Annotated in this window: 11 protein-coding genes; 10 read left to right on the plus strand and 1 reads right to left on the minus strand. The window is 58.4% G+C overall.

Annotated features, from left to right (window positions below):
* The first annotated feature begins 23 nt into the window (after nucleotides 1-23).
* The 4 genes from EAH74_RS31430 to EAH74_RS31445 all read left to right on the plus strand — a co-directional run bounded on the left by EAH74_RS31430 (nucleotide 24) and on the right by EAH74_RS31445 (nucleotide 3,997).
* Nucleotides 24-920 carry a LysR family transcriptional regulator gene (locus EAH74_RS31430; RefSeq protein WP_140684133.1) on the plus strand — a complete coding sequence of 299 codons (897 nt, stop codon included), beginning with the start codon at nucleotides 24-26 and terminating at the stop codon, nucleotides 918-920.
* 120 nt (nucleotides 921-1,040) lie between these two features.
* Entirely contained in the window at nucleotides 1,041-1,706 is a 666-nt protein-coding gene (locus EAH74_RS31435) for an RraA family protein (RefSeq protein ID WP_046048618.1), read from the plus strand.
* 200 nt (nucleotides 1,707-1,906) lie between these two features.
* Complete coding sequence (locus EAH74_RS31440; protein ID WP_240050596.1) at nucleotides 1,907-3,253, plus strand: MFS transporter; 1,347 nt, start codon at nucleotides 1,907-1,909, stop codon at nucleotides 3,251-3,253.
* 81 nt (nucleotides 3,254-3,334) lie between these two features.
* Entirely contained in the window at nucleotides 3,335-3,997 is a 663-nt protein-coding gene (locus EAH74_RS31445; protein ID WP_140684135.1) for an RraA family protein, read from the plus strand.
* Nucleotides 3,998-4,165: 168 nt separating this feature from the next.
* Here the strand turns inward: EAH74_RS31445 and EAH74_RS31450 are convergent, their stop codons facing one another.
* Nucleotides 4,166-5,470 carry a dicarboxylate/amino acid:cation symporter gene (locus EAH74_RS31450; RefSeq protein ID WP_140684137.1) on the minus strand — a complete coding sequence of 435 codons (1,305 nt, stop codon included), beginning with the start codon at nucleotides 5,468-5,470 and terminating at the stop codon, nucleotides 4,166-4,168.
* Between the two features lie 565 nt (nucleotides 5,471-6,035).
* Here EAH74_RS31450 and EAH74_RS31455 point away from each other — a divergent pair.
* The 6 genes from EAH74_RS31455 to EAH74_RS31480 all read left to right on the plus strand — a co-directional run.
* The gene (locus tag EAH74_RS31455) at nucleotides 6,036-6,575 is read left to right on the plus strand and encodes a thiamine pyrophosphate-binding protein (RefSeq protein ID WP_046048622.1); all 540 of its coding nucleotides are present in this window, start codon (nucleotides 6,036-6,038) and stop codon (nucleotides 6,573-6,575) included.
* The gene (locus EAH74_RS31460; RefSeq protein WP_140684139.1) at nucleotides 6,563-7,159 is read left to right on the plus strand and encodes a thiamine pyrophosphate-dependent enzyme; all 597 of its coding nucleotides are present in this window, start codon (nucleotides 6,563-6,565) and stop codon (nucleotides 7,157-7,159) included. The genes EAH74_RS31455 and EAH74_RS31460 overlap by 13 nt, the downstream gene beginning before the upstream one ends.
* A gap of 66 nt (nucleotides 7,160-7,225) precedes the next feature.
* Nucleotides 7,226-8,389 (plus strand): acyl-CoA dehydrogenase family protein, encoded by a 1,164-nt coding sequence (locus EAH74_RS31465; protein ID WP_140684141.1) that lies wholly within the window; start codon nucleotides 7,226-7,228, stop codon nucleotides 8,387-8,389.
* 19 nt (nucleotides 8,390-8,408) lie between these two features.
* A complete protein-coding gene (locus tag EAH74_RS31470; RefSeq protein WP_140684143.1) occupies nucleotides 8,409-9,611 on the plus strand; it encodes a CaiB/BaiF CoA transferase family protein in 1,203 nt (400 codons plus the stop codon).
* Nucleotides 9,612-9,648: 37 nt separating this feature from the next.
* Nucleotides 9,649-10,398, plus strand: coding sequence for an electron transfer flavoprotein subunit beta/FixA family protein (locus tag EAH74_RS31475; protein ID WP_140684145.1), 750 nt, complete (start codon nucleotides 9,649-9,651; stop codon nucleotides 10,396-10,398).
* The coding region (locus EAH74_RS31480; RefSeq protein ID WP_140684147.1) for an electron transfer flavoprotein subunit alpha/FixB family protein at nucleotides 10,399-11,104 on the plus strand (706 nt) is incomplete at its 3' end.

The following is an 11,104-nucleotide window of genomic DNA, read 5'->3' on the forward strand; positions in this document are numbered from 1 at the left end:
TTTTTTTCAACCGAGCCTGAGCCATGATCACGTTCAAGCAACTGGAAGCCATCTACTGGATTGTGGAACTGGGTAGCTTCGAATCCGCAGCCATGAAACTGAACATGTCCCAGTCGGCCATCTCCAAGCGTATTCAGGAGCTGGAAGATGCCTTCGACATGCCGATTTTTGATCGATCCAAACGCAGTGCGCGTCTGACGGAAAAAGGCACGGAGTTGTTCGAGCAGGCCACGGAGATTCTGCGCCAACGCGATTACCTGCTTGAACGCATAAGCTCCAAGGAAGTGCTGGTCAGGCGCTTTCGCATCGGCGTCACCGAGCTGACCGCCATGACTTGGCTGCCGGCGCTGGTCGAGGGTATTCGCAGTGCTTATCCCAAAGTGGTACTCGAACCCTCGGTCGAGCTCAGCACCGAACTGGTGGCTAAACTGGAGAACGATCAGCTCGACCTGATCATCGTTCCCGACATCTTTGCCGATGCGCGTTTCGTCAGCACCCCGCTGAGTTCGGTGGAGAACGCCTGGATGTGCGCACCCTCGCTGCATCAGGGTAACGAGATCATGAACATGCAGGCCATTTCCTCGTACACCGTCCTGACTCAGGGCGGCGGCTCCGGCACCGGGTTGATCTATGAGCGCTGGTTTGCCCAGAATGACGTCCGGGTCAACCGTACGATCAAAAGCAACTACCTGATCGCCCAGTTGGGCCTGACCCTGTCCGGTGTCGGTATCAGCTACCTGCCTCGCCAGTGTCTCTCGCCGTTGGTGGACCAGGGCCGGCTGCTGGTCATCGAAACCGAGCCTGCGCTGCCTCCCATCCACTACATCGCAGTGCACCGCGCCGATCGTCTTCAGGGCCTCAGTGTCGAAGTTGCACGTCTGGCGGCAGATTGCTGTGATTTCAGCCGCATGGTGATCTAGCTCTTGAAACAAGAAAAAAAGCGATGCTTTTGCATAGATAAATATCGCTAATAGTGCCGTGCGACCTTTCTTACTATGAACGCATAGCCCACAAGGGTTCAGTCGTTCATGGAGGTCGCTATGTCATTGCCCGGTTCACGCATCTACCCTTCTCCGCCCCAGGCGCCACGCTCGCTGCTGGACGCTTTTCAGAGCGTCGTCACGCCGCATATCAGTGATAACCTCGGGCGTCACATCGGTGCCCGGGGGCTGACGCGCTATAACCACACCGGCAAACTGGTGGGCACCGCCCTGACGGTGAAGACTCGCCCCGGCGACAACCTTTACATCTACAAGGCCCTGACGCTGATCGAACCGGGGCATGTGTTGGTGATCGACGCCCAGGGTGACGCGACCAACGCGGTCATCGGTGAGCTGATCAAGCTCTATGCCCAGCAACGCGGCTGTGTCGGCTTCGTCGTCGACGGCGCCATCCGCGATGTCGCCAGTTTTGAAGCCACACCGTGTTATGCCCGCAGCGTGGTGCATTGCGGCCCCTACAAAAGCGGCCCAGGGGAAATCAACGTCCCGGTGTCAATCGGCGGGATGATCATCAATCCGGGCGACATCATTGTCGGTGACGAGGATGGGCTGGTTGCCTTCTCGCCCGACCATGCCGAGCAGGTGTTGGTCAAGGCGCGAGAGCATGACGCACATGAACAGCAGGTCAAAGCCGAAATCGCCACTGGCGCCATCGATCAGTCATGGCTGGACAAGGTGTTGGAAAAGGCTGGCCTGGCGAACTGAAAAACACTGCGTAATCGCCTTGCTGCAGGGACCTCGCAACGCCATCCAACCGGGCATCCAGCCCGGTTTTTTTATGCCTGCGTCTCAAACCTTTTCATCAATAAAAGTGATCTGTTGAGAGGAGTATTTGTCGCTTTTTTTGCAGATTCACAATCATTACTTTGGCCGGACAACACCAACAGAAAAATAAGGTCCGCCCCATGTCTATGCCTGAAGTCATAAAACCCGCCGTGCGCAGCAATTACCGCTGGGTGGTCGCGGCCCTGATCTTTCTGATTTACACCATTGCTGCCGCCGACCGGGCCAACCTGGGTGTCGCTCTACCGTTTATTCGTAAAGAGTTCGAAATGAGTAATGCCGAGGCCGGAGGCTTGATGAGCCTGTTTCTGCTGGCCTATGCCTTGGTACAGATTCCTTCCGGCTTTGCCTTCGGCCGTTTCGGTGTCAGCCGGATCTTGCCCGGCGCCATGGTGCTGACCTCAATGCTGACGGGCCTGGTGGGTACAGCCAGTTCGTTGCTGGCACTTAAACTGTATCGCCTGGGCCTTGGCGTTGCTGAAGGTCCACTGCCGATCAGCATGACCACGACCATCAACAACTGGTTTCCTGCACGGGAAAAAGGCACCGCGTCAGGGATCTTTCTGTCCGCCGTCAAGTTCGGACCGGTGATCGTGCCCCCACTGTGTGCCGTGATCATTTCGGTATGGGGCTGGCGAGAAATCTTCTACTTTTTCGCCGTACCCGGCATCGCACTGGCAGTCGTCTGGTATTTCATGGTCACCGACCATCCCTCCCGTAGCCGGTTCGTCAACGCAGCCGAGCTCAACTACATCATCGAAGAAGCCGGCAGCACTGAAGCGACTCAACAAACCCGTCCCCAGCAGACTCCTGCCTGGGTGAGCAAACTCGATCGAGTCATACGTGCCCGCCATGAAACGCCTCTGGAGACCAACCGGCAGGTGTTCAAGTCCTGGAACATTTGGGGCTGCGCCACCAGCTATTGCTTCCAACTGGGCGTATCGAGCGTACTGTTGGCCTGGATTCCAACCTACCTGATGACCGTCAAACAGTTCTCGATCATGAACATGGGGCTGGTGTCGGCTGCGCCATGGGTGGGCGCCGTACTCGGCAACCTGCTGGGTGGTTTCTGCTCGGATCGACTGATGGGCGGGCGGCGCAAACCCGGCATGCTGCTGTCTGCGCTGGGTACGTCACTGATGATGTACCTGCTGATCAACTCGCCTGCCGAACCGATTCCCTACGGTTTGCTGCTGTTGTTGACCGGTGCCGTTCTCAGCCTGGGTTTCTCTTCCTACATGGTTTACCCGATGGGGCTGACCACCAAAAAAACGTTCCCCATCTCCAACGCCGTTGTGAACATGGTCGGTCAACTGGGCGCGGCGGCGACGCCGTTCATTACTGGGTTGCTGCTGGATAACTATGGCTGGAACTATGTGTTTGCCTGGCTGGCGATCGGATCGTTCATGAGTTTCATCCTCTTGCTGACCATTTCCGAGCCAAGAGCGAGATTGAGCACCCCTGGTTGAAGCGCATTCCGAACAAAACCGGGCCGCTTGTTTGAGCGGCTTCTGTCTGAACGATTCTGTCATCACTGCGAGGTGTTACACATGTCCCCCCAAGACAAAGAATTGGTTGCCCTGTTTGAAGGCCTGGATACGCCGGGTGTTTCCGATGCCCTGGATAAACTGGGTCTGCCTGGCCAGTGCCTGGGCGTCATGCCCCTGGACAACTATCGGCAAGTGGTGGTCGGGCCGGCCTACACCGTGCGCTACGTCACCGCCAGTTACCCGCCGGGAACGGTCGGCGATTTCATTGATGATGTGGCAGAAGGCGACGTGGTGGTGATCGACAACGACGGGCGCACCGATTGCACCGTTTGGGGCGACATCATGACCCAATATGCCGGAAGCAAACGGATTGCCGCGACGGTTATCGATGGCGTCTGCCGGGATGTCAGCAAGGCACTCGGAGACGGCTACCCACTGTTCAGCAAAGGCCGGTTCATGCGTACCGGGAAGGACCGGGTCGAAGTAGCGTCCGTCAATCAGCCGGTGTCCATCGGCCAGGCCCGCGTGTGCGCCAGGGACATCGTGATCGCCGATGCCAACGGCGTGGTGATCGTGCCCCGGGATCGAGCCCATGAAGTGGCATCCTGCGCCCGCTCAATCGAAGAGGTGGAATCGCGTATTCGTGCCTTGATCGCTGAAGGCAAATCCCTCAAGGAAGCCAGGACAGCGCTGGGTTACCACACCCTGCAACGCAAGTCCTGACCCTCGCCTGACAACCCCTTCCCTTTTTGCCCTCACAGCCTGCCCACGACAGCGCAATGTGAGGGCTTTTTTTTGCTTGTGCGTCCAGAGTCTTGGCGAACGACAAAGGGTGAGCAGCCACGTCTGTGAATGCTAACCCTTTGATCTTGAAGATTTGCCGATAACAGGTCAGACCGTCAGCGGTTTTCCTCCTGTGTCACCCTGAACATCCAGCACAGCCGCATGACGCTCAGCCTCGCCCTCACTCATCAACTCGCCCTCCCATTTCGCCACGACCGCCGTGGCGATGGAGTTACCCACTGCGTTGGTGGCCGAGCGGCCCATGTCGAGGAAGGTGTCGATCCCCAGAATCAGCAACAGACCGGCTTCGGGGATATCGAACTGGGTCAGGGTCGCGGCAATCACCACCAGCGAAGCGCGCGGCACGCCGGCCATACCTTTGGAGGTCAGCATCAACGTCAACAACATGGTGATCTGCGTGCCGATCGACATCTCGATGCCATAAGCCTGAGCGATGAACAGCACGGCAAACGTGCAGTACATCATCGAGCCGTCGAGGTTGAAGGAGTAACCCATGGGCATGACGAAACTGGAGATCCTGCGCCTGACCCCGAAACGATCCAGTGCATGAAGAATCTTCGGGTAAGCCGACTCGGAACTGGCCGTGGCGAAAGACAAGAGGAAAGCCTCCCTGATCAGCACCACCAGTTTGAATACACGCCGCCCCAGGAACATCCAACCGGCAAAGATCAGCATCGCCCAGAGCACGATCAGCCCGAAATAGAAGTCGCGCATGAACACCGCAAATTTCACCAGAATATAGAGCCCGTTGACCGCCACGGTCGCGGCCATGGCCGCCATCACCGCCAGCGGCGCGAGTTTCATCACATAACCGGTGACTTTCAACATCGCCTGGGACAGCTCCTCGATGACATTGATCAGCCCCTGGGCCTTCTTGCCCAGAGAAGCCAACGCCACGCCGAAAAACAGCGAGAACACCACGATCTGCAGAATTTCGTTCGTGGCCATGGCCTCGGCGAAAGACCTGGGCACCAAATGCGTGGCGAAATCCTTGAGGGTGAACACCGACGTTTGCAGGTTGGTCGCACTGGTCACCTCTGGCAATGGCAAGCCCAGGTTGTGCCCCGGTTGCAGCACGTTGGCCATGACCAACCCCACCGCCAGTGAAATCAACGACGCGGTGACGAACCAGCCCAGCGCCTTGCAAAAGACCCGGCCCACAGCGCTTGCGTCGCCCATGTGGGCGATGCCCACCACCAACGTCGAAAACACCAAAGGGCCGATGAGCATTTTGATCAGGCGTAGAAAAATGTCGGAGATGATCGAGATGTAACCGGCGACTCGGGTCGCCGCCGCTTTGTCCGGGAAGTTCAGGAAAATCATGTAGCCGATAAGGATCCCCAGCAGCATGGCGATCAGAATGCCTGCCGCAGCCGGTAGCCTGTTTTTCATAACGCACCTGTTGTCGTATTTTCTGGAAAGTAGCTTGGGCAAACGCCGCGTAATCACGCGATAGCGTTGAAAAGCGCAAGGGCCGCCGCAGTGCTACGGAATGAAAAAGGCAAGTGCAAAGTGCCTGTATCGGCAGGCCGAGGATGGATGCGGGCGGAACAGGTCATGGACAGAGGACAGGACGGGGCAAGCCAACTGCAGGAGGCTGTCATACATAGGTGCAACCCTCGGATCTTATAGTTGTGGTTGCGTCGGTTACGCACTGTAACGACGTAGCCGGAAAACTACGCTAGTCCTCCTCCCCCAATAAGAGCCGATCGCGCTCTACCAGATATGCCCAAATGCTATGGCGGCGCGCTCAATCTCAGCGTTTTCGCGAATAGCAATTTCTCGGTTTCCCCCTTCCCATAATTCGCGGTTATCGCCGTTCACTGCTGCGCCACGCATTCACCGCCCAGCTATACAAAACGGGCATATCTCAAAGACAAAAACGGTAGTCGTTGTTCTCCTTCAGCGCTCCCAGAATGTGTGAAAACACAAAAGCAGCACTGCTTGGGAGATAGGCATGTCAACAGAAGCTGAACACACCGTGGGACAGGATTGGCAGGAGGACGTGTTTCGCGTACTCAAGGCCCACGACGTCAAACACGTGGTCTTCGTACCGGATGCAGGTCACTCGGCGGCGATCCGTATGTCGTATGCAGACCCGGACATCAAGGCCGTTGTCCTCACCACCGAAGAAGAAGGCATCGGCTACCTCGCCGGCGCCTGGCTGGGCGGTGAGCGCGGCGCCCTCTTGATGCAGTCCAGCGGCGTCGGTAACTGCATCAACACCCTGGCACTTCAAGTCTGTGCCGGCTTCCCACTGCTGATGGTGGTCACCATGCGCGGTGACTGGGCCGAGTTCAACGCGTGGCAGAACCCGATGGGTCAGGCCACAGAAGCCTCCCTGAATCTGATGAAAGTGATGACCTGGCGTGCGGACGTCCCTACAGATGTCGCACCGCTGCTGCACGGCGCCGCGACCATGGCCTTCAACGGTGATTCGTCCACTGCCCTGCTGCTCGGTCAGCGTCTGATTGGAGAAAAGAAATGGGTCAAGTAAGCGCAAACCACACCCTGTGCCGCCGCGAAGTGGTCAAGGCCTTGCTGGCCGACCGCAAAGACGTGCTGGTCGTGACCGGCCTGGGTTCAGCGTCCTATGACGTTATGGCTGCCGGTGACAACGATCTGAATTATTACCTCTGGGCCGCCATGGGCAGCGCCATCACCGTCGGGCTGGGTCTCGCCAACGCGCAGCCGAACAAGTCCGTCGTGGTGGTCACCGGTGACGGTGAGTTGCTCATGGGCTTCGGCGCACTGGCCACGGTAGCACTGCAAAAGCCCGCCAACCTGACCATCGCCGTGCTGGATAACGGTCACTTTGGCGAAACCGGCATGCAAGTCAGTCATGCAGGGTTCGGTATTTCCCTGGACCAGGTGGCGAAGACCTGCGGCTTCAGCTGGACCGATGAAATCCGCGACATGGAAGGCGTGCATGACCTGCGCGAGCGCTTTGCGACCCGCGACGGCGTCAAGCTCGCGACGATCAAGATCAAAGCAGAAAACCCGCCACGGGTGCTGCCTCCGCGCGATGGTCATTACATCAAGAATCGCTTTCGTGCGGCCTTGGGTTTCAACCCGATCTGATTGCTCTTTGCCCGGACCCGGTCACGCAGGGCAGATGCCGTGCGTGACACGCTGAGGAGAATAATAATGACCGACCGCAACTCTGAAGAACTCAATGCCATCCGCGAGGGCGTACGCGCTCTGTGCGCTGAATTCGATGCCGCTTACTGGCGCAAAATCGACGAAGAAAAAGGTTTTCCGGAAACCTTCGTCAAGGCCCTGACCGACGCTGGTTGGCTGGCTGCGATGATTCCTGTCGAATATGGCGGCTCCGGCCTTGGGCTGGCCGAGGCGTCGGTAATCCTGGAAGAAGTGAATCGCTGCGGCGGCAACTCCGGCACCGTTCACGGACAGATGTACAACATGTTCACCCTGCTGCGTAACGGCAGTGAGGCGCAGAAAAGCTATTACCTGCCGAAACTGGCCAGCGGTGAATTGCGCCTGCAATCGATGGCAGTGACCGAGCCTACCACCGGCACCGACACCACCAAGATCAAGACCACCGCCGTGCGCAAAGGCGACAAATACGTGATCAACGGGCAGAAGGTATGGATTTCGCGCGTCCAGCATTCCGACCTGATGATCCTGCTGGCGCGGACCACACCGTTGGCCGACGTGAAGAAAAAATCCGAAGGCATGTCAATCTTCCTTGTGGACCTACGTGAGGCCATCGGCAACGGCCTGACCGTGCAGCCGATCGCGAACATGGTCAACCACGAGACCAACGAGTTGTTCTTCGACAACCTGGAAATTCCCGCTGACAGTTTGATCGGCGAGGAAGGCAAAGGCTTTCGGTACATCCTCGACGGCCTGAATGCCGAACGCACTCTGATCGCCGCCGAATGCATCGGCGACGGTCGCTGGTTTATCGAAAAGGCCAGCGCTTATGCCCGCGACCGTGTGGTGTTTGGTCGTCCGATCGGGCAAAACCAGGGCGTGCAGTTCCCCATCGCTGAAGCGCACATCGAGATCGAAGCCGCCGACTTGATGCGCTGGCGCGCCTGCGAGGAATACGACAGCGGCATCAACGCCGGGGCGAGCGCCAACATGGCCAAGTACCTGGCGGCGAAAGCCTCCTGGGAAGCCGCCAACGCTTGCTTGCAGACCCACGGCGGATTCGGCTTTGCCTGCGAATACGACGTCGAGCGCAAATTCCGTGAAACCCGTCTGTATCAGGTAGCGCCCATCTCCACCAACCTGATCCTGTCGTACGTCGCCGAACACCTGCTCGAGCTGCCGCGCTCTTTCTAAAAACAAGAGAGAAAAAATCATGAGCCAGCCCAACGGCCTCCGTCCGCTCGATGGCATTACCGTCGTCAGCCTGGAGCATGCCATTGCAGCGCCCTTCTGCACCCGACAACTGGCCGACCTTGGCGCCCGCGTGATCAAGGTCGAGCGTCCCGGTACAGGTGACTTCGCCAGAGGTTATGACCAACGCGTCAACGGTCTGGCCTCGCACTTCGTCTGGACCAATCGCTCGAAAGAAAGCCTGACCCTCGACTTGAAGCAGGATTCGGCCACCGAGGTGCTGGACAGTTTGCTGTCCAGCACCGATGTGCTCGTGCAGAACCTGGCACCCGGTGCCGCAGCTCGAATGGGGCTGTCATTTGAGGTCTTGCATCAGCGTTTTCCGCGCCTGATTGTCTGTGACATTTCAGGCTATGGCGCCGGTGGCCCCTATGAAAAGAAAAAAGCCTACGACCTGTTGATCCAGAGCGAAGGCGGATTTCTGTCGGTCACCGGCGGCCCGGGCGATGAAGAAATGGCCAAGGCCGGATGTTCAATCGCTGACATCGCGGCCGGCATGTACGCCTACACCGGCATTCTTTCTGCACTGCTGTTGCGTGGACGCACCGGTGAAGGCAGCCACCTCGATGTGTCGATGCTGGAAAGCCTGGTCGAGTGGATGAACTATCCGATGTATTACGCCTACGACGGCGCGCCTCCGCCACCTCGCGCCGGTGCCGCGCATGCCACCATTTACCCCTACGGCCCCTTCCCCATCGGTGACGGCACCACCGTGATGCTGGGTTTGCAGAACGAGCGTGAGTGGCAGTTGTTTTGCGAGAAGGTGCTGCTGATGCCCGAACTGGCGAAAGACGAGCGCTTCTCGGCCAACTTCAAGCGCGTCGAAAACCGTCATGCGTTGCGCGCGCTGATCGTTGAATCGTTCTCCACGCTCAATTTCGATGCTGTGTTAGATCGGCTGGAGCATGCGCAGATCGCCAATGCCCGGGTCAATGACATGCAAGGCGTCTGGGATCATCCGCAACTGAAGGCCCGGGATCGCTGGCGGGAAGTCGAGACCTCTGCCGGCACAGTCCCGAGCCTGATACCGCCAGGCAGCAACAGCGCTTTCGAACCGCGCATGGACGCCGTGCCGGGTCTTGGACAGCACACTGAACAGGTGCTCAGACAGCTGGGGCTGTCTGCGAATCGCATCGAAGAAATGCGCGCCGCCGGGGCCATCTGACTGCAACGAACAACTATTTTGGAGTGAACACTGCCCCATGAAGATCCTGGTAGCTGTGAAACGCGTCGTCGATTACAACGTGAAAGTTCGCGTCAAGGCGGACAATTCCGGCGTCGACCTCGCCAACGTCAAGATGTCGATGAACCCGTTCTGCGAAATCGCCGTGGAAGAAGCCGTACGCCTGAAAGAGCAAGGTGTTGCGACTGAAATCGTCGTCGTCTCCATCGGCCCGTCTACCGCTCAAGAGCAACTGCGCACCGCGCTGGCTCTGGGTGCCGACCGCGCCATCCTCGTCGAATCCGCTGAAGACCTGACTTCGCTGGCCGTGGCCAAGCTGCTCAAGGCTGTGGTCGACAAGGAACAGCCTCAGCTGGTGATCCTTGGCAAACAAGCCATCGACAGCGACAACAACCAGACCGGCCAGATGCTTGCCGCATTGAGCGGTTACGGTCAGGGCACCTTCGCGTCCAAAGTCGAAATCAGCGGCGACAGCGTTGCCGTGACTCGCGAAGTCGACGGCGGCGCGCAGACGGTTTCCCTGAAACTGCCGGCCATCGTCACCACTGACCTGCGTTTGAACGAGCCGCGTTACGCGTCCCTGCCAAACATCATGAAAGCCAAGAAGAAGCCTCTCGAAGTCGTGACTGCGGACGCTTTGGGCGTTTCCATCGCCTCCACCAACACAACCTTGAAAGTCGAAGCGCCGGCTGCACGCAGCGCGGGTATCAAGGTCAAGTCGGTGGCTGAACTGGTCGAGAAACTGAAAAACGAAGCGAAGGTRATCTAAATGACTATCTTGGTTATTGCTGAACACGACAACAAAGTGCTGGCCCCGGCCACGCTGAACACCGTGGCTGCCGCCGTCAAAATCGGTGGTGACATCCACGTGCTGGTTGCAGGCCAAGGCGCTGGCGTCGTGGCTGAAGCCGCGGCGAAAATCGCTGGTGTGAGCAAAGTCCTGAACGCTGACAATGCCGCTTACGCGCATCAGCTGCCGGAAAACGTCGCTCCACTGGTCGCCGAACTGGGCAAGGGCTACAGCCACATCCTGGCTGCTGCCACTTCCAATGGCAAAAACATCCTGCCGCGCGTTGCCGCTCAGCTGGACGTTGACCAGATCTCCGAGATCATCTCGGTCGAAAGCGCTGACACCTTCAAGCGTCCGATCTACGCCGGTAACGCCATCGCSACCGTKCAATCGAACGCTGCAGTAAAAGTGATCACCGTGCGTGCCACCGGTTTCGACCCGGTTGCTGCTGAAGGTGGATCTGCTTCGGTTGAAGCCGTTGGCGCTGCACACGACGCTGGCATCTCCAGCTTCGTCGGTGAAGAACTGGCCAAGTCCGATCGTCCGGAACTGACCGCTGCCAAGATCGTCGTTTCCGGCGGCCGTGGCATGCAGAACGGCGACAACTTCAAACACCTGTACGCCCTGGCTGACAAGCTGGGCGCTGCTGTCGGTGCTTCCCGCGCCGCGGTCGACGCCGGTTTTG

The organism is Pseudomonas mandelii (assembly GCF_006438925.1).
GTDB classification, from domain to species: domain Bacteria; phylum Pseudomonadota; class Gammaproteobacteria; order Pseudomonadales; family Pseudomonadaceae; genus Aquipseudomonas; species Aquipseudomonas mandelii_C.

Bases quoted from the DNA above. Each gene is read 5' to 3' on its own strand.
- EAH74_RS31465 (WP_140684141.1), top strand. From the start codon at position 7,226: ATGACCGACCGCAACTCTGAAGAACTCAATGCCATCCGCGAGGGCGTA.
- EAH74_RS31460 (WP_140684139.1), top strand. From the start codon at position 6,563: ATGGGTCAAGTAAGCGCAAACCACACCCTGTGCCGCCGCGAAGTGGTC.
- EAH74_RS31435 (WP_046048618.1), top strand. From the start codon at position 1,041: ATGTCATTGCCCGGTTCACGCATCTACCCTTCTCCGCCCCAGGCGCCA.
- EAH74_RS31455 (WP_046048622.1), top strand. From the start codon at position 6,036: ATGTCAACAGAAGCTGAACACACCGTGGGACAGGATTGGCAGGAGGAC.
- EAH74_RS31440 (WP_240050596.1), top strand. From the start codon at position 1,907: ATGTCTATGCCTGAAGTCATAAAACCCGCCGTGCGCAGCAATTACCGC.
- EAH74_RS31470 (WP_140684143.1), top strand. From the start codon at position 8,409: ATGAGCCAGCCCAACGGCCTCCGTCCGCTCGATGGCATTACCGTCGTC.
- EAH74_RS31450 (WP_140684137.1), bottom strand. From the start codon at position 5,470: ATGAAAAACAGGCTACCGGCTGCGGCAGGCATTCTGATCGCCATGCTG.
- EAH74_RS31430 (WP_140684133.1), top strand. From the start codon at position 24: ATGATCACGTTCAAGCAACTGGAAGCCATCTACTGGATTGTGGAACTG.
- EAH74_RS31445 (WP_140684135.1), top strand. From the start codon at position 3,335: ATGTCCCCCCAAGACAAAGAATTGGTTGCCCTGTTTGAAGGCCTGGAT.